Source organism: Rheinheimera sp. SA_1, assembly GCF_001669775.1.
GTDB lineage: Bacteria > Pseudomonadota > Gammaproteobacteria > Enterobacterales > Alteromonadaceae > Pararheinheimera.
In genome coordinates this window covers 377,509-398,772 of record NZ_LXWK01000015.1, presented here as the reverse complement: position 1 = coordinate 398,772, position 21,264 = coordinate 377,509, and the positions used below count along the sequence as shown (strand labels likewise).

Here is a 21,264-nt window from a genome sequence, read left to right as displayed (position 1 = left end):
TTTAGTTGCGAAATGACGCCTGGTACATGGACAGGTATTTTGCTGAAAAACAGCTCGTCGATATGGTGAACATTTATTGAGACAGCTGCAAAAAAAAACCTGCAATTAAGCAGGTTTTATCATATTTACTAACACAGTGTCCTACCGCTGGAACTGATAAACCGCACCCAGTTTCAATATCTGCGTCAATTCATCCAGAGCTGTGCGCGATTCATTTAACAGCTGTGGATCAGCTAAATCAGCCTCTGAAATCTGGTCGCGATAGTGGGTATTGACCCAAAGATTCAGCCGGTTAAATAGCGCATCTGTCAGCAACACATTTTGGTTAACAGCTTTATGTTCTTGCTCACTCATCGCCACCCGCAGCCTTAAACAAGCTGGACCACCGCCGTTACGCATGCTTTGTTTCACATCGTAATAGTGGACCTGGCGGATCGGCGTGCCACGACCGGTCAACTGTTCAAGATAAGCCGACACTTGTGGATGGTCGCGACATTCAGTCGGCGCAATAATCGCCATCTCGCCGGATGGCAGTGTGATTACCTGGGTGTTAAACAGGTAAGTCTGTATCGCCTGTTGTACTGTCACTTCATGATCAAAGACTTCGATTAAATGCAGTTCACTGGCATCACCAAACTTACGTCGTACTTCATCAAGCTTTTGCGCGCTGTCGACAAACGCCTGCTGATGGTAAAACAGCACGTTTTGGTTGCCGACTGCAATCACATCATTGTGAAACACACCCTGATCAATCACTTCCGGACTTTGCTGGATGTAGACTACTTGATCATCCGACAGACCGTGCAAACGCGAGACCGCTTCACAGGCTTCAAAAGTATGACGCGCCGGGAAGTTGCGGGGTGCAGGTTTGTTGTAGTCAAAGGCGTAACGGCCAAATACAAATAACTCAACGCCTTTAGCGCCGTAGTCGCTGCAAAGCCTGGTGTGGTTAGCTGCACCTTCATCACCAAAATGGTCATTGTCAGGTAAATGTTTATGGTGCGCAAAGTGCTGCTCATCATTAAACATCGCCTGCAAAATCCGGCCGGTCGTTTCAGGTTCTAACGAACGATGGAATTTGTTGGTCAGGTTCGCCGGCGTAAAGTGAATTTTACCATCATCGGTATCTTTACTTGGCGAGATAGTGGCAGCGTTGGCTGTCCACATACTGGAGGCAGAACAAACCGCCCGGAATACCGAAGGGGCTTGTTTTGCCGCCTTGGCAATCACATCAGCATCAGAACCGGTAAAACCCAACCGGCGTAAAGTGTAGACGTCCGGTCGTTCTTGTGGTGCTAACACGCCCTGAACCATGCCGAGATCGGACAAGGCTTTCATTTTCTGCAAGCCCTGCAAAGCGGCTTGTTTTGGGCTTGAGGTGTTTTTGGCATTGTTGAGTGACGCAACGTTGCCGACGGATAAACCGGCATAGTTGTGCGTCGGCCCAACGAGGCCGTCAAAGTTTGCTTCGAAATACTTCATTTTTGCTTTATTCCTTCAGTTGGGAAGGGGCACTGTTATTGTTTTTATTGCGGCCGTTGATAGATTGCTTCATTTTATTCGGTGATTAAATCACCAGAATGCCCCGTAAATAGCGGGCTTTCACGATAATAATGAGTTTATTCACTTGTCACAACTTCAGTTTGCGGATATACGTTAAAAAGACATGTAGAATGGCCACATAAGTTTAGGGATCTCGGAACAACGATGGCGAAATCACTGGTAATAGTCGAATCACCGGCAAAAGCTAAAACGATTAATAAGTATTTGGGCAATGATTTTATTGTAAAAAGTAGCGTTGGACACATCCGTGACTTGCCTACCAGTAGCAATAAAGACAAAAGTAAAACCAGCGAAGTAAAGCTTGAAAAAGCGCAAAAAGAGTATTTGGCGCTGGTTGATCGGATGGGAATTGACCCGGCCAATGGCTGGAAAGCCCGCTATGAAATTCTACCCGGCAAAGAAAAAGTCGTTAAAGAACTCAAAGCGCTGGCGGAAAAAGCCGACACCGTTTATCTGGCAACAGACTTAGACCGTGAAGGAGAAGCCATCGCATGGCATCTCCAGCAGATCATTGGCGGCGACGAGCAAAAATTCAAACGGGTGGTGTTTAACGAAATCACTCAAAACGCCATTAAAAACGCTTTTGTTGAACCTGGAGTCGTCAATGTCGACCGCGTCAATGCACAGCAAGCCCGGCGGTTTTTAGACCGCGTGGTTGGTTTTATGGTGTCGCCGTTGTTGTGGAAAAAAGTCGCCCGAGGTTTATCTGCAGGTCGCGTGCAATCTGTAGCCGTGCGCTTAGTGGTGGAGCGGGAACGCGAAATCAAAGCCTTTGTGCCGGAAGAATACTGGACTGTAGATGCGGCGACGACGACGGCCAATGCCGTGGCGCTGGCTCTCGAAGTCGTTCGTCAGCAAGGCAAAGCTTTCCGGCCTGTTAATCAGGCTGATACGGCGGCCGCTGTGGCGTTATTGCAGCATGCTGCATACAAAGTCACCGATCGCGAAGATAAACCGTCCAGTAGCAAACCACAGGCGCCTTTTATCACGTCAACCTTACAGCAGGCAGCAAGCACCCGTTTAGGGTATGGCGTGAAGAAAACCATGATGCTGGCGCAGCGACTGTATGAAGCAGGTTACATTACCTATATGCGTACCGATTCAACCAACCTTTCGGTTGACGCAGTTACTGCGGTGCGCGAATTTATTGAACAACAGTTTGGTAGTCAATATCTGCCAGAGCAGCCGCTGACTTACGGCAGCAAAGCCAATGCGCAGGAAGCACACGAAGCCATCCGGCCTTCGGATGTCAACGTGCAGGCGACGATGCTGGGCGATATGGAAGCCGATGCGAAAAAACTGTATGAGCTGATCTGGCGCCAGTTTTTGGCCTGTCAGATGCCAAACGCCTTATACGATGTCACCAACATCACAGTACAAGCTGGCGATTTTGAACTCAAAGCCAAAGGCCGTGTATTACGCTTTGATGGTTGGACTCGGGTACAACCGGCACAAAAACGCAAAGACGAAGAAGAAAAAGAGCTGCCGGACGTTAAAGTTGGTGAAGTCCTTTCGCTGCAGCAATTGTTGCCGGCGCAGCATTTTACCAAACCAGCAGCGCGGTTTAGCGAAGCCAGTCTGGTGAAAGAATTAGAAAAGCGCGGTATTGGCCGGCCTTCTACTTATGCCGCGATTATCTCGACCATTCAGGAACGTGGTTATGTGAAGGTCGAGAACAAACGGTTTTATGCTGAAAAAATGGGCGAGATCGTGACCGACCGGTTAGTCGAAAATTTCAGCGATCTGATGAACTTCGACTTCACTGCCAATATGGAACTCAAACTGGATGATATCGCTCATGGTGCGTTGTCCTGGCGTACTGTTTTAGATAGTTTTTACGGCGATTTCTCCAATAAGCTCAAGACAGCGGAAGCTGACGTAGAGCAAGGTGGCATGCGCACCAATCAGTTTGTACTGACGGACATCGATTGTGCGACCTGTGGCCGGAAAATGGGTATTCGTACCGCCAGTACCGGCGTGTTTTTAGGCTGCTCCGGTTACAACCTGCCGCCCAAAGAACGTTGTACCACCACCATGAATTTAACACCGGGCGATGAAGCCGTACTGGTGGCAGATGATGATGAGCTGGAAACTGAAGTGCTGCGCCAGAAAAAGCGCTGTACTAAGTGTGGTACCGCCATGGATTCGTACCTGCTCGACGAACAGCGTAAGTTGTATGTCTGTGGTAATAACCCGGGTTGCGACGGTTATCTGGTAGAAAGTGGCGCCTTTAAAATCAAAGGCTACGATGGCCCGCTGATTGAATGTGAAAAATGCGGTTCTGATATGCAGTTAAAATCTGGCCGTTTTGGCAAGTATTTTGGCTGTACCAACAGTGACTGTAAGAATACCCGTAAGCTGCTGCGTAGCGGGGAAGCGGCGCCACCAAAAGAAGATCCGGTGCATTTGCCTGAGCTGAAGTGTGAGAAGTCAGACGCCTATTTTGTACTGCGGGATGGCGCTGCCGGTTTATTCCTGGCTGCATCAACTTTCCCACGTTCACGTGAAACCCGTGCACCGCTAGTGGCTGAATTGCAGCGTTTTAAAGACCGTCTGGTACCGAAGTTTTTGTATCTGACTGCGGCACCGGCCCAAGATCCTGCGGGTAACCCGACCGTGGTGCGCTGGAGTCGCAAGACCAAACAGCAGTATGTAATGTCGGAAAAAGACGGCAAAGCTTCTGGCTGGTCGTTATGGTTTAAAGATGGTAAATGGCAGGAAAGTAAAGCCGAGGCTTAATCTCAGCGTTCACTTTCACTTGTTATGAAAAAAGGCCACTTCGGTGGCCTTTATCATTGTTTTATATGCAGAAAATTTAATTGTTATTTGATTGACGAAGATAGGGGCATTCCAGAGTAACCAGAGGATTTCAGGCCTACCATTTGCGTTTGGGGGCAAATAACACGTCCAAGTCGTTGTTTTCCGCTTCGGCTTTTTTCTGCCGATCCCGTAAATTACCTTCTTTGAGCTCTTCCGCAATTTCTGCCAGAATCGAATTCATTTCATTGCGTTTTGCCACCACGTATTCGTCAGCGTGTGATGCGTTCGATAAGGTAATTAAGGCTTTTTCATAACATTGCCGTGCTGAGCCGAGCATCTGGCCATTCCGGGCCTGATTGCCGCGTTTAATCTGACTTTCCACATTAATCCGCAACTGCAAATTTTCCAGCCGCCGATCTTCCTGCACCACCAATTGGGTTTCAATGTTGCCGCGTGCATGTTCGGCGCGCAAAATGGTGCGGAGCTTTTTGATTCCCTGGATCATACCGATAATTTGTTTGTCATTATCCGGCAGGCTGATATTTTCAGAACTTGTGCCCTGACCGGGAGCCATTTCAGTCAGACGTTTTTCAGTGTCGGCCAGCCGGCTTTTCAGATCACGAGAACCAGGTTCCAGTTCGACCATCGCTTTGAGAGTATAAGCAATCCGTTTTAACAGCATCTGACTGATGCCTGGAGTAAGTGGGACATTGGCGGCATTCAGCAGAATTTCTTCGGTGTCTTCCAACATACTGCGCAACTTAGAGAACTCAGCCCGCTTCAGCGTGGCTAACCTGTCTTTATGTTGCTGCATCGCGTTCGTGATGACGGCGAACACCACCAGTGCAATCACCAGAACTATGATTATGGTTACAACCATCTGAACCTCTGACTTGGTATATCTCAAGCATCTTAAACAGAAATTGGCAAAATTACCAATGTTCTGCCAGCGAGTTACGGTAACAACAACCGAAAGACGCCACCACCGTAACGACCACCATTACTGAGTTCAATCCGGCCATGGCGACCCTGATTGCGGTGCGCTTTGGCAATTAAGTGTGCAAAAAACAGGCCTAAACCAGTGCGACCCGCGGCAAGATTAAACTGATTCATACTGCTATCGTTATTTTCCAGCATAAAATCCGGAAATCCAGCACCGTCATCATGTAATTCCAGGCATAGCTGGCCATCTTCTGTGCCCGCTTTTAACAGCAATTTCCCCGAGCTATAGCGTAGCGCGTTGACGAACATATCGTTAATCAGATTGCTGACTAAATCATTGTCGAAAAACCAGCTTAAATGGTTTTCGGTTTCAACCTGCACGGCAATATGTTTTTGCTGACTGTACATTTCATTTTTAATCACCACTTCTTCCAGCAAGTCCTCAATAAAATATTCGTCGAGGTGCAGTGGCAGCTGGTCTTTTTCTATCCGGTACAATGAGAGTAATTGCATCAGATTGGTATTCAGGCGCGAAGCCTCGTAATGGATCCGCGCCAGTTCCTGACTAGCGGTATCAGACTGGGGGGCTAAGTCCTGCTGCAGCATATCCATCGACTGGATCAGCATGCACAAGGAGTTTTTCATGTCGTGTACGGCGGAAGCCAGTACAGTGGCAAAATCTATTTCCGGATGTTCCACGATCTTGGTTTTCCTTCTGACGGAGAATGCAAGGCAGCAGTGAAAAAGTGCTACTGATTTTTACAATTTTTAGCTACTATTGGTTATAGCGATGGCCAAATTTTGATTTGGCTGGAATAATCAGAGCATCTGCACATATGCCTAATCATATGTCAATAACGGAAGGCTGACACATGAAATTACAACAGTTACGTTATATTGTCGAAGTACTGAATCACAATCTTAACGTATCCGCCACGGCGGAGAGTTTGTATACCTCGCAGCCGGGTATTAGTAAGCAGGTGCGGATGCTGGAAGATGAGTTGGGTATTCAGGTGTTTGGCCGCAGTGGTAAACATTTAACCCACGTGACACCGGCTGGGCGTGATGTGATTGAAATTGCTCAGCAAATTCTGGCAAAAGTTGAAAGCATCAAAGCAGTCGCGAAAGAACATACCTTACCTGATCAAGGTAAACTCAATATCGCCACTACCCACACCCAGGCACGTTATGCACTGCCACAGGTGATTGGCGGCTTTATGAAGAAGTTCCCCAAAGTGTCTTTGCATATGCACCAGGGCACGCCGCAGCAGATTTCTGAAGCAGCTTCGCGTGGCGAAGCCGATTTTGCGATTGCCACAGAAGCCATGCATTTATTCAGTGATTTAGTGATGTTGCCTTGTTACCACTGGAACCGCAGTGTAATTGTCCGCAATGATCATCCGCTGGCTCAACTGGCGCATCGGATTGAAATTGAAGACGTCGCCAAACACCCAATCGTCACTTATGTGTTTGGTTTTACCGGCCGCTCTGAACTTGATCGCGCTTTTGGCGAAAAAGGGCTGGAGCCGAAAATTGTGTTTACCGCCACCGATGCTGACGTAATTAAAACTTATGTCCGGTTAGGGTTGGGCGTTGGCGTTATTGCTTCGATGGCGATGGACCAAGAGCTGGACAAAGATTTAGTCTCAATTGATGCCAGCCATTTGTTTGCAGCGTCTACCACCAAGATAGGCTTTCGCAAAGGTTCGTTCTTACGTACCTATATGTATGATTTTATTGAACGCTTTGCGCCGCACCTGACAAAAGATGTGGTCGAAAAAGCCAACTTATTACGCAATCAGGAAGAAATCGACCGCATGTTTGCTAAGTTTGAATTACCGATCCGGTAAAAATATTCATACCTAATTAGGAAGGTCTAACTGGTGGGATCAGAGTACGACTCTGACCCCACCAGTATTCAACCACCAGTTTGACCAATTCAGTTCCTGCTTGCTTTACCCTTCTTGCCAACAGGCATCTAACGCTCGTTTTAACCAGCATTTTGACGATCTGGGGAAACCCTCAACTATAGGTTGTCGAATTTTCACCATTCATTTAGACGTCTGGATGTTGATATGTCTATGTTTGCGGGTTATGCTGGCGTCAGACAACTGAAAAAACCACCCGGTTTAAATGAAGTAAATTCATCATGATTGATTTAAAACTGCTGCGGACTTTGCAGGCGCTCCAACAAACCGGTTCATTGCAGGCCGCTGCCAGCCGGTTATTTCTGACACAGTCGGCGTTGTCGCATCAGCTCAAAGACGCTGAAAATCAGTTAGGCGCCAGTTTGTTTATTCGCAAAACCCAGCCGGTGCAATTTAGCAGTCAAGGAAAAATACTACTGGAACTGGCGGCGCAGATTTTACCCTTGGTCGATATCGCCGCAGCTCAGCTTAAAAGCGGCCAGGCCTTGGTACAAACTTTAAGGTTAACGGTGGAATGTCATGCTTGTTTTCACTGGCTGCTCCCGGCAGTGAAAGCGTTTCGTCAGCAATGGCCGGAGGTGACGCTGTCACTGGATACCGACATTGAACACCATGCGGTGGAAGCTTTACTGAAAGACGAGCTGGATTTGGTGTTAACCACCGACGTTCGACTGGAAGGGCAGGTCAGTTTTCAGCCGCTCTTTGAACTGGAGCTGCTGGCTTATATTTATCCTGAACATCCACTCGCGGCAAAAACAGTGATTGAGCCAGAAGATTTACAGCAAGAAAAACTGTTGTCGTACCCCATTCCGCCAGAGCGGCAGGATTTATTCCGCTATTTTTTAAAGAAAAACCAATTTCACGGCCAACAACGGCAAGTTGGCCAGGCGAGTCAGATTTTACAATTAGTCGCAGCAGGTGAGGGTATTGCGGTATTACCGGCCTGGTTGGCCGAGCCTTTTGTCAGTCAGGGCTTGATTGTGACCCGTCCCTTGGGGGAGGCTGGGTTAAAGCGGCAGATGTATCTGGCGAGTCGGCGGGATGATACAAGTGCTGCGACGCAGGCGCTTTATCAGCTATTGCGCCGGTTTGCGCCGCAATAGCTCGTCACTAACATTAGTTGTATTAATTTGCCAGCACAGCAGCTGTTATTGCGGTTCGTACGGCAGTGGATCAATAGTGTTGTTTAAGGTAAACGCTTCCAGCCGTTCCTGGCATGAGCCACATTTACCACAGGCTTGTTCGCGGCCGTTGTAGCAAGTCCAGGTTTTACCATAATCCAGCCCCATCGCCAGACCGTCTTTGAGGATTTCAATTTTGGTTTGTTGCAGGTAAGGGCTGATGATATCGACTGGTTCATAGTTAGCAATCTGACACACATCATTCATCTTCTGCACAAATTCCGGCCGGCAATCCGGGTAAATAAAGTGATCACCTGAGTGCGCGCCATAGTATACCGCTTGCGCATCCAGCGACACGGCATAGCCAACGGCCAGGCTCAGCAAAATCATATTGCGGTTAGGCACCACCGTTGATTTCATATTATCAGCGGCATAATGGCCTTCCGGGACTTCAATATCGTCGGTTAATGATGAACCGCCAATCAGCTGGTTAATGGCTGAAATATCAACGATTTTGTGATGGATGCCCAGTTCCTGACAGACGCTTTGCGCGCAAATCAGTTCTTTGACATGGCGCTGACCATAGTTAAATGACAAGGCATAAACATCGTGGCCGGCGCGAATAGCATTATGCAGCACAGTGAATGAATCCATGCCACCCGAATAAATAACAACAACTTTTTGCGGCATGCTGTGCGCTCCCGTTATAATGCACCCAAAGAAGGGCGCGCATTGTACTTTAAAATTAGCCGCATCTAAAGGAAATCAACTCAGCGTGTATAAAGTTAACGAAATATTCGAAACCATTCAGGGTGAAGGCAACTACACCGGCACTCCGGCAATTTTCTTGCGTTTACAGGGCTGTCCGGTCGGTTGTTCCTGGTGTGATACTAAGCATACCTGGGAGATCCTGCCCGATTTACTGATCCAGCTCGGCGACACCACAGTTAAAAAAGCTGACTCCGATCACTGGGCACAAGCCGATGCCAATGCCATTCTGGCGTTGTTTCAGCAGCGCAGTTATCGCGCCAAACATGTGGTGATCACCGGTGGCGAGCCTTGTATGTACGACTTAAACCCATTGTGTGAGCTGTTGCATCAACATGGGTTTAGCACGCAAATCGAAACTTCCGGTACTTTTGAAATTTTAGCGCCGCTGCAGACCTGGGTCACAGTCTCGCCAAAGGTCAATATGAAAGGGGGTTACGAAGTGCTGCGTAGCTGCCTGGAGCGCGCCAACGAAATTAAACATCCGGTGGCGATGGAAAAACATGTGAAGGAGCTGGAGCAGTTGCTGGTTGGGCTGGATTGTCAGAACAAACTGATTTACCTGCAACCGATCAGTCAAAAAGCCAAAGCCACTCAGCTAGCAATCGAAGCCTGTATGGCGCACAACTGGCGGTTAAGCGTGCAAGTGCATAAATACCTTGGGATTAATTAGCCAGCTTCGCTGAATTCATTCGATGTTCTGCTGGTGTTGCAACCAGCCACAGAGTGCATCCAGTGCCGGTACTGCATTGTCCGCCGCCATCAATTGGTATTTCAGTGGTGGCTGCATCGTCAGAATTTCGATCCAGCGCTGCGCCAACCAACTTGAGTTTTGCCATTGCGGCGTAGGGTACAGAGTTTCCAGTTGCGGGTTTTGTGCAAACACCGTTTTAAGTTCCTGACTTAATTGCTGATGTTCTGGTAAAAACAGGCAGTCAGTCCAATCAGGAAGAGGGTTCGCTGCCGCAACATGCAAGCCATCTTGCTCTTGCCAACGCTCAGTCAGCTCAACCCGTCTGATACCTTCGATGGTGATCCCAAGCAGGCCGTCGTCGAGTTGCGTAAAATCGGTGACTTGTACCAAAGTCGCCACCGGGAAAATTCGATCCGGATGCGTTTGTGCCACATACGGATTCAGCAGCGCGCTGACAAAAGGCCGTTTGCCAGTACAAGCTTCGCGTACCAGCCGGATATAACGGGGTTCAAATACCCGCAGTTTCATTCGCCCATGTGGCAGTACCACCTGACTTAATGGAAATAACGCTACTTCGGTCAAAATTCCCCCTGGCATCATCAGCAAACTCTTTGCTTATACGCAAGCGACCGTATATTGGATTGCCGTAGTTCCAGCTCCGGGATTTTGTGCATGATGTACTGCGCCTACAAGTTAAAATTTTGCTATGGTTAACCGACAACGTTCATTCAGATGTTGGGTGCTGCTGTTGTCAACTTTGAATTTTAAAGGCTGCTGCGGATGACAGAAATGGTCCAAAAGAAGTGCAAGGATCGGGTAAAGGCAACATCAGTGAACGGCTTTTTTTTGCTGCCTGACTTGCGCCTCAAGGCGGAAATAAGCATTGGGTTGCCGATGTTGCTGACGCTGGCATGCCTGTGCTTCAGCATAGCCGCACGAGCGCAAACGAGCACAACTGCAGCTTCGCCGGTTCTGCGTGCTGTGGTCAGTGAAACCAATCCGGTGCCTTATGCGATGTTTTCTGCTGAAGGTAAACTGATGGGCGGGATCAGTAAAAGTCTGATTGATAAAATTGGCCAGCTGAATCAGCTACCCGTGTTGTATTTAGATGTGCCGCGAGCCAGGGTTGAAGGCTGGCTCATCAGTAATCAGGCCGATATCGGTTGTTTTTTAAGTCCGGATTGGGTCAGTCGTCCAAAAGATTTGGCATGGGTTGGGCCGTTATTTTATTCGTCGCAGCTGGTGGTGCGCCGAAGTAACAGTAAACCGATACTCCGGTTAAGCGATATGTATCACAAAAGGATCGGCACCATTCGGGGTTTTGTTTATCCAGAGCTCGAACAAGCTTTTGCCGAACGGCTGATGATCCGCGATGACGCACATTCGCTGGAAAGTAATTTGACCCGGCTAGCACAGGGGCGGCTGGATGCGGTAATGGCGGTGGATTTGTCTTTAGGGTATGTGATGTCAAAACGACAATTTGAAATTGCCTTAAGTTTTGATCCGTTGTGGACCCAACCACCGGCAATTTTTTGTGCCATTAGTCTCGACTCGCCGCTGCGCCCAGCACTGTTACAGTCGTTTGAGCAACTGCAACAAAGTGGTTATATCCAGCAGTTGTTACAGCAGTATCAGCCGACAATGGCTGCCACCACTGAAACATCTTCGGTCAACTAGCCGCCATTCAGGATTGACGAACAGGATCGTCTTTTAACTTTGGAATTTTTAATCCCAGTTCCTGACCGCGGAATTTGGCATAATAAGTACAGCCAGCAAACATCAGGCAGCTTGCCAGAAGTTCAAGCACTGCCAGCAGCAACGCCATGTGACTGCTGACCCATAGATTGGTCAGACTGTGCACAAAATAAATCATCACAATAAAATTGGCCCAGGCAAAGGTATATGCTTTACCACGCAGCATGCCAGCCAGCGGAAACCACAAGGGTCCCCACAATAAAGCAAGTAATACCCATTGACTGCCCAGTTTGGGCGGATTCAGCCATAACACCGACAGCGGTATCAGCAGAAATAACAAACCAAAGCCAAGCTGACCCAATAATAAAAAACGACGGGTTTTTGGTGCCATCGGCACTTCTGATGCAATTAACCAACTCATGATAATTTTCCGGCAATAGTTGCGAGGCGTTTTCCAAAGGACATCGCCAGTTGTTGTTCGTGTGCCGACAGCAAAGTTGTGGCTGTGCTGCCGCTGACATGGGTCGGGCCATAGGGCGTGCCGCCGGTTTGTGTCTGATGCAAAGCAGGTTCTTCGTAGGGGATCCCAAGCAACACCATACCGTGATGCAACAGCGGCAACATCATTCCCAGCAGCGTGGCTTCATTGCCGCCATGCATTGAACTGGACGAAGTAAACACACCGGCCGGTTTGTCAATCAGCTGGCCTTTGAGCCAGAGGTCGCTGGTATTGTCCCAGAAAGCTTTCATTTCCGCTGCCATCAGGCCAAAGCGGACTGGACTACCTAATGCCAGAGCATCGGCTTGGATTAGTTCATCTTTTTGGATCAATGGATGTCGTGGATCATCATCGTGATTAAACCCTGGGACAGTGCGGATCATGGCAGTTGCGCCGGCGGCTGCCACACCAACTGCAATTTTTTCCGCTAAAGCAGCCACGGATCCGTGGCGGGAATAATACAAAATAAGCACAGTGGTCGGTTGTAAAACAGCTTCGCTCAAAATAACTCCAACAACCGGTTTGCCGGACGGGCGATCACCGCTTTGTTTCCCATCACCACTACGGGACGTTCCATGAGTTTTGGCTGGTCCAGCATTGCCTGAATAATTAAATCATCAGATAGACTGAGGTCGGAAAGGCCAAGTGTATGATATTCTTCTTCTTTATCGCGCAGTAATTGACGTGGACTTAACTGCAGCCGTGTCAACAGCTGACGCAGCGCAGGCTCATTCAGCGGTTCGTTCAAGTAATGCACCACCTGAAAAGGTTTGCCGAGCTGCTCCAGCAACGCCAGAACTTCGCGGCTTTTAGAGCAGCGATTGTTGTGATAGATCGTCAACATTGGCCTTGTCCTCAGTTAAGTTTTTTGAGTCTGCTAAATTCGGTTTGCAGTTGTTTTTTCTTGGCTTCCAGGCGACGGCTTTCCAGTTGGTCATCCGGGGTCAACTGATTCAAAGCAACGTTGATGTCATCAATCGCCTTTGGATAATTGGCCAATTGATAATACAAATCGGCACGCGCTTCATAATAACGCGCCATATCATTCAGACCTTTGTAGGCTTCAACTAACATTTCGTAAGCTAAAAAATTATCATTTTTGTAATACAACAAATTGCGTAGTAAGTGCAATGCCAGCCGGTAGGATTTCCCCTGCATCGCCGCATTGGCGTAGTTGAGAGTAATGATCTGATTGTTCGGCCGCAATAAGTATTGTTGCTCCAGCATTTCCAGCGCTTTGTCGACCCGATTGGTACTGATATACACATCGGTCATGGCATCCAGATAAAACAGATTTTTGTCGTCTTCACTGCGCAGTTTATTCAGTAATTGCTCGGCTCCGGCATAATCTTTTTTATCATACAACGCCAGTGCCAGGCCGTAATGATTGGCTTTGGTATTGCCGCCCGGGCTTGCCAGTTTTTTCTGGAAATGAGCAATAGCACCTTCATTATCCAACTGATAACGCGCCCAAACCCGGGCCTGAATTAACGGGAAATCAGTGCTGTCCGGTACAAAGCGCTGCTGAAACTGTTGTGCCCGCACCCGGGAATCACTGATCCTGGCCTGAGATAATGGGTGGGTATACAAAAACGCCAGTTGGGTATTACTGAATCTGGTTTTTTCACTGAGTTTGTTAAAAAATTCCGGCATCGCATAAGGGTCAAATCCGGCATTGGCCAGCAACTGAATACCAATCCGGTCGGCTTCCTGTTCATTACTGCGGGTGAAGTTAATCGCCGACTGTTGTGCCATGCCCTGACTCGCCATCAAGCCAGCCATCCCGGCTTCCGGATTGACGGTGGCCAGAATAATCGAACCCAGCAACGACGCTAACGTCAGAGGTGCCGATTGCGAGCGTGCTTCCACTGAGCGGGCAATATGGCGCTGCGTCACGTGGACAATTTCGTGCGACATCACCGAAGCAAATTCACTTTCACTGTCTGCCACCGCCAAAGTACCAGTGTTCGAAACTATATGGCCGCCCAAGGTAGCAAAAGCATTGATATTTTTATCATTGACCCAGTAAAACTGAAATGGAAAACGTACTCCTTCCGCTTTCGCAACCAGGCCATTGCCAAGGTTGTTCAGGTATTCGTCGAGTAATGGATCATTAATCATCGGCAAACTGGCGCGGGTTTGCCGCATCATCACGTCACCAATTTGTTTTTCTTTTTCCGGCGTTAAGGTGGCAAACGCATTGCCGCCAAGATCGGGCAGCGGCGTCGCTGCAGTGGCCGGGCAACACAGCGACAAACTTAATCCAACACTACAGACCCATACTACACATAACTTCATCTATTTTTTGACTCTGTTATCCCGGCTTTAATCGCCGAAAGCTGAAGTTCATCGGCATCCGCCTGACCGAGCATTTTTTCCTGCTGATCGTAAAATTGACGGATGGATACACCATCGACCTTGGTCACCTGAACATGTTTTTGCAAAAACTCAATTACCGCATTAACCAGCTTGTGAGAATACAAAATCAATGCAAAATCGGCTTCATCACCATGTTCAAAATAAAAGCTGATAAATTTATGCAACTGATTGATCCGTAATACCATTCGCATAGTCATTGGATCCCAGAGGTTAAACTCCATCAGCCGGTTTCCTTTCACGTACTGATCGATTTCAGAGTCTTTGGCATACGGCAGCGCATGAAGTTCAAATCCGCGATCAGTAAAAACCTGATACACCGCAATTCGCGGTTTGTTTTCACAGTGAATGACATTGGCGTTATCGACATAACCTTTGAGCAGCTGCAGGTTCCAGTTACGTTTATCAATAATACGTTTGATGGCGTTGTCAAAACCATGGGTGAGTAAACCTTCTGACTCACCAAGTGATTGTGCAACCATATGATAAAACGGTGGTAACTCGCCCCAGTTGATTTGTTTTTTGTACCAGTTGATGTCTTTTAAGGTTGGATTTTCTGGTAGTTTACTACGATTTCCTGGTCCACTCATGGCGCTGCTACCTTTTCATTCGGCATGGTCTCTTAGCCGATTATAACCAATTCCGCTGTTGATGCGAAAAGTTATCCCTAACATTTTCAGGGCATCCCCAAAATAATAAATAACGATATAAAACAGTTGATTAAATATATATCGCAGAGGTTTGTACAACATCGGCAAAGTTTGGCTGGCGATGACTTACTTCGCCGCCAGCACAATTTCGGTGTTTGGTTAAGTGTACGGTTGTGTGTTCAGTTGAGTGCGATACTCAGGCGCACACCCGCCACCCATTGCCGTGGCACTCCGGGTTCAAAACTGCGGCCATTGGCCTGATTCACCACGACGGCGCCGGCATAGGTTTTATCCAGCGCATTTTCCAGACCTAACCATAATTGCCACTGGCTGTGCTGTAAGTCAAGTTGCCAGCGGCTGTCCAGATGCAGCAAGGTCACAGCTGGCGCACTTAAACTATTGGCATCATCGACCCACAGTTTGCCACGATAGTTCAGTTGCGTGCGCAGTAGCCAGCGATCATCTTGCCATGGCCGATACTCCAACAGCCAGTCATGTTGCACCCGTGCGACACCAGGCAACGCACGGTTATTATTGTTTTGCACTGCAAAACTGCTATCGAGCAAGGTGCTGCTGAACCGCTGTTGCCAGTGTGCGGATAACTGTTGTTGCCAGAAAAGTTCCATACCGCGGCGGCTGCTGCTGGCCGCATTGCGATAGCTGGTACGTCCGCCAACAGACTGATCCACCACCAGTTCGTCACGGCTCTTTATATAAAACAAATCCAATGATGCTTCAGTCGCTTCGGTCTGATATTTAAAGCCTGTTTCAATTTGCTGATTGCGCGCTGCTTTAAGCGCCAGATTTAAGCCTCCGCCATTACTTTGATAAGCCATTTCGGTCAGCGTCGGCGTTTCAAAACCCTGGCCAATATTCAGGCTCCAGCTGAAATCCGGCAGCAGCGGATAGCTGACACCCAGTGCAAATGCCGGATGTTGATCAGATTTTCGGCCACTGTCGTCCGGATTGCCCGGGCGGATAAAATAGTCGCTAACAGCAAACTTCAGCTGACTCAATCTTACTCCAGCGCTGAATCGCCAAAGTTCGGCCGATACATATTCACTGCGAAAACCAATCTCGCTGCTTTGTACCTGACCACTTTCATCGCGGCGCAAATCACCAATATTGCCCCGTTGATTGACATAGCCCTGACGCTGATCGGTATGTTGTTCAAATTGTGCCGAATATTGCAGCCACCAGCGGCCAAGTTCAAACTGGCGCTGACCTTTGAGACCAAAAAAATGTCGATTCAGGTTGACGACACCGCCAGCAGAACTAATGGCATCACCACTAAATGCCAGCAATTGCTGGATATCACGTTGCCCGTGCCAGCCAGCAAGTTGCCAGTCACCTGACAAAGGTTCGAGCTGCATGCTCAGTTGACGCTGTGCGCTATTTTTCTGACTGTTAAACAGTGTCGCGACTGTCGCGGTTTGCCTGGGGTTTTGCTGCCATTCGGCGAAAGTCAGCCCTAGTGGGTCTTGCAGCAGCGGATCATCCGACCAATCATAGCGCCAGTTCAGTTGCAGATGATCAGCGAACAGGTGTGTTTGACGCAGGCTGGCCTGACGTTTTTCGACGCTGTTGTGGGGCCGGAAACCATCATGCTTCAGTTGTTTCAGCGACAGTTCGGTGTGACCGCTGCTGACTTGTAGTTGCTGTTGTTGTAACAGATCGCCCGAAACCTGTGTCAGGCTGGCCGAGGGCGGAGCAATTGGTTTACTTTGTAAGGCCAACACGCCACCGGCGGAATTGCCATACAATGCAGCAAAAGGGCCGCGCAAGACTTCAACTGAACCAAGTTGCTCCAGCAGCATACTGCCAGGCTGGCTTTGACCATCGGCCGTTGACCATGGCATGCCATCAAGTAACACTTCAATACCACGCACGCCAAAACTACTGCGACTGCCAAAACCACGCAGGCTAATACGGCTGTCCTGAGCAAAATTGGCGCGTTGATCGGCCTGCACTCCAGGTAAACCCTGCAGTAACGAAGCGATATCCAGTGCCGGGGCTTCGTCGGTTAAATCACGGCTGTTAATGGCTGCGCTGCTGCTGAGCCAGGGTTTAGGCTGTTGCGTGGCGGTGACGACTAAACGTTCGATACTAGTTTCACCGGCATCGCCATCTGCTGTTTTACTTGCAATGAGCAACGTCGGTGACTGAGCAGATGCACCGGATGTTGTCGAAACTGGTACAGTATGATCTGAGCTCAATGCCGCATTTGAGGGTGTTGCAACAACATGACAACAGACAACCGTCGCAGTAACACTCAGCAGTGATTTAAACACGGAGGAAAACTTAGCAGGCATGACAGTACTCAGCCGGCTGTGAACCGGCTGATCCAAGGTTATTTCATCGGAGTGATGCGTAAAATAGCGCCGTTATCTTCGTCGGTCAGCAGATAAACACTGCCATCCGGATGCACTTTGACATCACGAATGCGGCTGCCAATCCGGATCCGCTCTTCGTGACTGACTTTATCGTCTTTGATTTCCAACCGCACCAGTTGACCAAATTTCAGCGAGCCCACTAATAAGCTCTGTTGCCAGCCATTTAACATGGTGCCTTGATAGAAGGCCATGCCACTTGGTGCAATGGACGGCACCCAATAATGCAGCGGTTGTTCAAGGCCAGCTGCAGTAGTTTTGCCAATAACGCCACCACCATACTCTTCACCGTAAGTGATGAGTGGCCAGCCATAATTTAAACCGGCTTTAGTGATATTGATTTCATCGCCGCCTTGCGGACCATGTTCATGGGTCCAGAGCCGGCCACTATTATCCAGTGTCGCACCCTGAATATTGCGATGGCCAAACGACCACAGTTCTTTTTTTGCATCGGCTTTTGTTGTAAAAGGATTTCCGGCGGCAGCTTCACCCTTTGACGTAATACGAACCACTTTACCCACATGTGTCGTTAACGGCTGTACATCTTCGCGGCGGCTACCCCGATCGCCTAAAGTCACAAATAAGTTGCCGTCAGCCTGTTGCACCAGCCGTCCACCAAAATGGTATTTGCTGTTCACTTTTGGCTGCTGGCTGAAAACCACTTGCGTGTCTTTCAGAGTCTCGCCGGCAAGCGTCGCCTGCAATACGGCAGTGCTGTTGGTATCGTCGGCACCTGGCTCGGCGTAACTCAGATAAATTTTCTGGTTGGAGGCGAAATCTTTGTCCAGTAGTACATCGAGTAAACCACCCTGACCACCCACAGCAATTGGCGGCAGGCCAGTAATTGGCGCGCTTAATTTGCCTGCGGTGACATACCGCAACTGGCCATCACGTTCTGTAACCAGTAACCGGCCATCCGGCAAAAATGCCAGGCCCCAGGGATGCGCCAGACCTTTGGCAACGGTTTCAATTTTCAGTGCGTGTTTTTCAGTTTGCAAAAACGCCGGTTCAGCCGCAACAGCGAATGGTAAGGCCAGGGCAATCAGCACAGGTGATAATAAAAATCGGGTCATCAGGTTAGGCTCCTTTGGGTAACAGGCCTTCAGCGGCCAGGGCGGCTTGCACCGCAGGACGTTGATTGCAGCGCGCGACATAACTTAATAAATTCGGATAAGGGGTCAGGTCAAACTTTACCAATCTGGCCCAGCCCGCCACAGTAAACAAATAGGCATCGGCGATGGTGAAATAGTCGCCAACCAGATACTGCAATGCGGCGAGCTGTTGATCAAGCTGGCTCAGACGTTGCTCAAGCTTTTGCCTGGCTGAATTTTTGGTGGCTTCAGCGGCAGTTGGATCAAATAATGGGGTAAAGTTTTTATGCAATTCGGTGGCGATAAAATTCAACCAGCTTTGTAGTTTGTAGCGGGCAAAACTGCCATTTGCTGGTGCCAGGTTACTGGCCGGTGCCTGATCGGCGATGTACTGCAAAATGGCCGGACCTTCGGTCAGTACTTCGCCATTTTTCAGTTGCAGGGCAGGCACATAACCTTGCGCGTTTACGAGCCGGTAATCACTGCCGTCGGCTAGGGTTTTGCGGCGTAAATCAACTTTTAACGCGGTAAATTTCAGACCAGCCTCAAGCAAGGCGATGTGAGAAGCCAGGGAACAAGCCGCTGGCGCATAATATAATTTCATGGTCGACGCTCCTGATGATGCCGCCAGTCGAAACAGACCGTCGCTTGCTGGCGGTTTATGGCAGAGACTTTAGCACGACTTGATGGTGGTTGCTGGTTTTAAAGTCCTGATAAACCTGCTTAATCAGGCCATCACTGCCGATTAAAAAACTGGTGCGATGGATGCCATCGTACACTTTGCCCATGAATTTTTTCTCGCCCCAGACGCCAAAGGCCTCAGCGATTTGATGCTCTGGGTCAGACAATAAAGTGAAGTTTAATTGATCGCGCAGCGCAAATTTGGTCAGACTTTTCACCGGATCGGTGCTAATTCCCACCACAGTCACGCCTTTTGCTGCAAGTTCAGCCTGACTATCGCGCAGGGCACAAGCTTGCACTGTGCAGCCGGGTGTCATGGCTTTTGGGTAAAAATACACCAGCACTTGCTGGGTTTTCAGCAATTCGCTAAGTACTACCGTTTGATTATCTTGATTGAGCAGCGAAAAATTGGGTGCGGTAGCGCCAACTGTTAACATTTGCATGATGGTTCCTTAGAGGCTGGCAGATCCAGCAGGATGATTACAAGTCATTTTTTTGCAGCAGGGTGGTCACTTTGTATCAGGCGATATTGATCAAAATGCTCACTTACCCTTGGGGTTCAAAACTGCCGGTCAGTGCCATTTCCTGCAGTTGCTGTGCAATGAGTCGTTGCAGTTGTTGTGGTTGCACCTGCGCCGGTAATTGCACTGTCATCACTGTATTTGTCAGTGGGACACCTTCTTTGACCACAGTTTCTGATCGCAACGAACCGATATACACCTGATGATCGGCAAGCAAACTGGACATTTTACCCAAAGTGCCGACTTTATCCGGTCCGGTATACGACAGCTGATAAGGTTTGGACAACGGTTGTGGTTTGTGGGCAGAGGTACGTTTGGTCATCGTCAGCAGATCAAGGGCCAACCCCGAACTTGGCAATAAATATTCAATTTTGCTGATGGCGGCGGCATCGCCGGCTAACAACATAATAAAGGTAAATTCATTGCCAAAAATCGCCATGCGGCTGTCGACAATGTTGCAGTTGCAATCGCTGACCAGACGCGCCAGCTGACTGACGATACCGGTACGATCGGTACCAATTGCCGTAACCACCAATTGTTGAGCCATCTTTGGGTACAACCTTATGCCAAAATGCTGTAAAAAGGCCGCCGAGTTTACCATAGTTCGTTGAAAATTCATCAGCTGCTGTCGCTGTAGCTTGTGTTTGTCAGGCTGCGTCATTACCATAGGCAGCCTGAAAATTATGGAGCAGTTGTTATGTTCAGAGGAAGTTATGTTGCCCTGATTACCCCAATGACCGACAGTGGTCTGGTTGACTATGCCGGTTTAAAGCAATTAGTGGAGTATCAGATAGCGCATGGCACTGACGGCCTCATTATCATGGGCACGACCGGTGAAGCGGCAACCATACCATTTCCGGAACAGCTGGAAGTGCTGGCAGCAGTGATTGAGCAAGTGGCCGGGCGCTGTCAGGTGCTTGCCGGTAACGGTTCTAATTCAACCGCTGAAGCCGTTGAAAAAACCCTGCAACTGAACCAATTTGCCATCGATGGTTTTTTAACGGTCACTCCTTTTTACAATAAGCCAACCCAAAAAGGCATGATTGCGCATTTTAAAGCGGTCGCTGCCGCTGCTGCCAAACCGGTCTTACTGTATAACGTACCTGGCCGTACTGGGGTTGATTTGCTGGCAACAACCGTTGGTGAACTCAGTGCCGTCAACAACATTGTAGGTATTAAAGAAGCCACGGGTTCGATGACCCGGCTTGCTGAACTACAACAGTGCTGTGAAAAAGGTTTTAGTTTACTCAGCGGGGATGATGCCACTGCTGCAGAATTTGTGTTAAAAGGTGGGCACGGTGTTATTTCGGTGACAACCAATGTGGCCCCACAAGGCATGACTGCGATGATTCAGGCGGCTTTAGCCGGCAACCGCGAGGTCGCACTGACAGTTGACAGTCAGTTACAAGCGCTGCATCGTGACTTATTTATCGAAAGCAATCCAATTCCAACCAAGTGGGCATTACGCCGGATGGGATTTATTCAGTCAGATTTTGCCCGTTTACCTTTAACCCGGCTGGAACCAATCCATCAGGTTGTAATCGAACAAGCGCTGCAACAAGCCAAAATTAATCTTTAGGAGTTT

At 48.8% G+C, this 21,264-nt stretch carries 21 protein-coding genes; 6 read left to right on the top strand and 15 right to left on the bottom strand.

Annotated elements, in window-relative coordinates; all coding sequences use genetic code 11:
• Positions 1 to 141: 141 nt before the first annotated feature.
• A complete protein-coding gene (gene astB / locus A5320_RS09025) occupies positions 142 to 1,482 on the bottom strand; it encodes an N-succinylarginine dihydrolase (protein ID WP_068063645.1) in 1,341 nt (446 codons plus the stop codon).
• 225 nt (positions 1,483 to 1,707) lie between these two features.
• Between astB and topA the strand changes: the two genes are divergently transcribed.
• A complete protein-coding gene (gene topA, locus A5320_RS09020; RefSeq protein WP_068063644.1) occupies positions 1,708 to 4,302 on the top strand; it encodes a type I DNA topoisomerase in 2,595 nt (864 codons plus the stop codon).
• A gap of 136 nt (positions 4,303 to 4,438) precedes the next feature.
• Here topA and A5320_RS09015 read toward each other — a convergent pair whose 3' ends face one another.
• Both A5320_RS09015 and A5320_RS09010 read right to left on the bottom strand, forming a co-directional pair.
• Positions 4,439 to 5,203: a hypothetical protein gene (locus tag A5320_RS09015; RefSeq protein ID WP_068063642.1), complete on the bottom strand. Its 765-nt coding sequence runs from the start codon at positions 5,201 to 5,203 to the stop codon at positions 4,439 to 4,441.
• Between the two features lie 74 nt (positions 5,204 to 5,277).
• Positions 5,278 to 5,964, bottom strand: a complete 687-nt coding sequence (locus tag A5320_RS09010; RefSeq protein WP_231916692.1) for a sensor histidine kinase — start codon at positions 5,962 to 5,964, stop codon at positions 5,278 to 5,280.
• A 173-nt stretch (positions 5,965 to 6,137) separates the two neighbouring features.
• On the opposite strand from A5320_RS09010, the gene cysB reads away from it, so the two are divergent.
• Both cysB and A5320_RS09000 read left to right on the top strand, forming a co-directional pair.
• Positions 6,138 to 7,115 (top strand): HTH-type transcriptional regulator CysB, encoded by a 978-nt coding sequence (gene cysB / locus A5320_RS09005; protein ID WP_068063640.1) that lies wholly within the window; start codon positions 6,138 to 6,140, stop codon positions 7,113 to 7,115.
• Between the two features lie 299 nt (positions 7,116 to 7,414).
• Complete coding sequence (locus A5320_RS09000; protein WP_068063637.1) at positions 7,415 to 8,296, top strand: LysR substrate-binding domain-containing protein; 882 nt, start codon at positions 7,415 to 7,417, stop codon at positions 8,294 to 8,296.
• Positions 8,297 to 8,341: 45 nt separating this feature from the next.
• Here the strand turns inward: A5320_RS09000 and queC are convergent, their stop codons facing one another.
• Positions 8,342 to 9,004: a 7-cyano-7-deazaguanine synthase QueC gene (gene queC, locus A5320_RS08995; protein ID WP_068063636.1), complete on the bottom strand. Its 663-nt coding sequence runs from the start codon at positions 9,002 to 9,004 to the stop codon at positions 8,342 to 8,344.
• Between the two features lie 85 nt (positions 9,005 to 9,089).
• Here queC and queE point away from each other — a divergent pair, with 85 nt between their 5' ends.
• Complete coding sequence (queE, locus tag A5320_RS08990) at positions 9,090 to 9,755, top strand: 7-carboxy-7-deazaguanine synthase QueE (protein ID WP_068063635.1); 666 nt, start codon at positions 9,090 to 9,092, stop codon at positions 9,753 to 9,755.
• Positions 9,756 to 9,770: 15 nt separating this feature from the next.
• On the opposite strand, the gene A5320_RS08985 is transcribed toward queE, so the two are convergent.
• Positions 9,771 to 10,376 carry an LON peptidase substrate-binding domain-containing protein gene (locus A5320_RS08985; RefSeq protein ID WP_231916691.1) on the bottom strand — a complete coding sequence of 202 codons (606 nt, stop codon included), beginning with the start codon at positions 10,374 to 10,376 and terminating at the stop codon, positions 9,771 to 9,773.
• Positions 10,377 to 10,607: 231 nt separating this feature from the next.
• Between A5320_RS08985 and A5320_RS08980 the strand changes: the two genes are divergently transcribed.
• Positions 10,608 to 11,453, top strand: coding sequence for a substrate-binding periplasmic protein (locus tag A5320_RS08980; RefSeq protein WP_197490048.1), 846 nt, complete (start codon positions 10,608 to 10,610; stop codon positions 11,451 to 11,453).
• 7 nt (positions 11,454 to 11,460) lie between these two features.
• Here A5320_RS08980 and A5320_RS08975 read toward each other — a convergent pair whose 3' ends face one another.
• From A5320_RS08975 to A5320_RS08930, 10 genes are all read right to left on the bottom strand, one after another.
• Entirely contained in the window at positions 11,461 to 11,892 is a 432-nt protein-coding gene (locus A5320_RS08975) for a DUF2069 domain-containing protein (protein WP_068063631.1), read from the bottom strand.
• On the bottom strand, positions 11,889 to 12,473 hold the full coding sequence (gene wrbA, locus A5320_RS08970) for an NAD(P)H:quinone oxidoreductase (RefSeq protein WP_068063629.1): 585 nt from the start codon (positions 12,471 to 12,473) through the stop codon (positions 11,889 to 11,891). The genes A5320_RS08975 and wrbA overlap by 4 nt, the downstream gene beginning before the upstream one ends.
• Complete coding sequence (arsC, locus tag A5320_RS08965; RefSeq protein ID WP_068063627.1) at positions 12,470 to 12,814, bottom strand: arsenate reductase (glutaredoxin); 345 nt, start codon at positions 12,812 to 12,814, stop codon at positions 12,470 to 12,472. The genes wrbA and arsC overlap by 4 nt, the downstream gene beginning before the upstream one ends.
• Positions 12,815 to 12,825: 11 nt before the next feature.
• On the bottom strand, positions 12,826 to 14,268 hold the full coding sequence (locus A5320_RS08960) for a M48 family metalloprotease (protein WP_068063626.1): 1,443 nt from the start codon (positions 14,266 to 14,268) through the stop codon (positions 12,826 to 12,828).
• Positions 14,265 to 14,936 (bottom strand): hypothetical protein, encoded by a 672-nt coding sequence (locus tag A5320_RS08955; RefSeq protein ID WP_068063624.1) that lies wholly within the window; start codon positions 14,934 to 14,936, stop codon positions 14,265 to 14,267. The genes A5320_RS08960 and A5320_RS08955 overlap by 4 nt, the downstream gene beginning before the upstream one ends.
• 239 nt (positions 14,937 to 15,175) lie before the next feature.
• On the bottom strand, positions 15,176 to 17,149 hold the full coding sequence (locus A5320_RS08950; RefSeq protein ID WP_197490047.1) for a TonB-dependent receptor family protein: 1,974 nt from the start codon (positions 17,147 to 17,149) through the stop codon (positions 15,176 to 15,178).
• Positions 17,150 to 17,346: 197 nt separating this feature from the next.
• Positions 17,347 to 18,459, bottom strand: coding sequence for a PQQ-dependent sugar dehydrogenase (locus tag A5320_RS08945; RefSeq protein WP_068063621.1), 1,113 nt, complete (start codon positions 18,457 to 18,459; stop codon positions 17,347 to 17,349).
• Positions 18,460 to 18,463: 4 nt separating this feature from the next.
• Positions 18,464 to 19,081 carry a glutathione transferase GstA gene (gstA, locus tag A5320_RS08940; protein ID WP_068063619.1) on the bottom strand — a complete coding sequence of 206 codons (618 nt, stop codon included), beginning with the start codon at positions 19,079 to 19,081 and terminating at the stop codon, positions 18,464 to 18,466.
• A gap of 55 nt (positions 19,082 to 19,136) precedes the next feature.
• Entirely contained in the window at positions 19,137 to 19,601 is a 465-nt protein-coding gene (gene bcp, locus A5320_RS08935; protein ID WP_068063617.1) for a thioredoxin-dependent thiol peroxidase, read from the bottom strand.
• A gap of 103 nt (positions 19,602 to 19,704) precedes the next feature.
• A complete protein-coding gene (locus tag A5320_RS08930) occupies positions 19,705 to 20,226 on the bottom strand; it encodes a glycine cleavage system protein R (RefSeq protein WP_068064806.1) in 522 nt (173 codons plus the stop codon).
• Positions 20,227 to 20,376: 150 nt separating this feature from the next.
• Between A5320_RS08930 and dapA the strand changes: the two genes are divergently transcribed.
• Positions 20,377 to 21,258 carry a 4-hydroxy-tetrahydrodipicolinate synthase gene (gene dapA / locus A5320_RS08925; RefSeq protein ID WP_068063615.1) on the top strand — a complete coding sequence of 294 codons (882 nt, stop codon included), beginning with the start codon at positions 20,377 to 20,379 and terminating at the stop codon, positions 21,256 to 21,258.
• Positions 21,259 to 21,264: the final 6 nt, after the last annotated feature.